Here is a 663-nt window from a genome sequence, read left to right as displayed (position 1 = left end):
CACCTAGTTCTCGCTACTGATGCCAACATACTCACTCGTAATCAGTCCACCGCTCCTTACGGTACGACTTCAGCCCGATTACGACGCTCCCCTACCCCAGCAGATAAATCTGCTAGCCGTAGCTTCGGTGATAAGTTTGAGCCCCGAACATCTTCGGCGCAGGATCTCTCGACTAGTGAGCTATTACGCACTCTTTTAATGAGTGGCTGCTTCTAAGCCAACATCCTAGTTGTCTTAGAAATCCCACATCCTTTTCCACTTAACTTATACTTTGGGACCTTAGCTGACGATCTGGGCTGTTTCCCTTTTGACTACGGATCTTATCATTCGCAGTCTGACTGCCGGACTAATACTATATGGCATTCGGAGTTTGATAAGGTTCGGTAAGCGATATGCCCCCTAGCCCATTCAGTGCTCTACCTCCATTAGTCATATCCGACGCTAGCCCTAAAGCTATTTCGGGGAGAACCAGCTATCTCCGAGTTCGATTGGAATTTCTCCGCTATCCACAGCTCATCCCATGGTTTTTCAACACCAACGTGGTTCGGTCCTCCACGAAGTTTTACCTTCGCTTCAACCTGGCCATGGATAGGTCACCCGGTTTCGGGTCTACGGCATGCAACTAGTCGCCCTATTCAGACTCGGTTTCCCTTCGGCTCCGTA

The 663-nt window shown here is 49.6% G+C and carries 1 rRNA gene; it reads right to left on the bottom strand.

The annotated features are described in order from the left end of the window. Positions 1-663, bottom strand: a 23S ribosomal RNA gene (locus J3477_RS25930); the annotation flags it as partial.

The sequence above is a fragment of the Clostridium zeae genome, from assembly GCF_017312485.1.
GTDB lineage: Bacteria > Bacillota > Clostridia > Clostridiales > Clostridiaceae > Clostridium_AR > Clostridium_AR zeae.
Note: the sequence above shows the minus strand (reverse complement) of the source record. Positions and strands in the feature narration are given on the sequence as shown.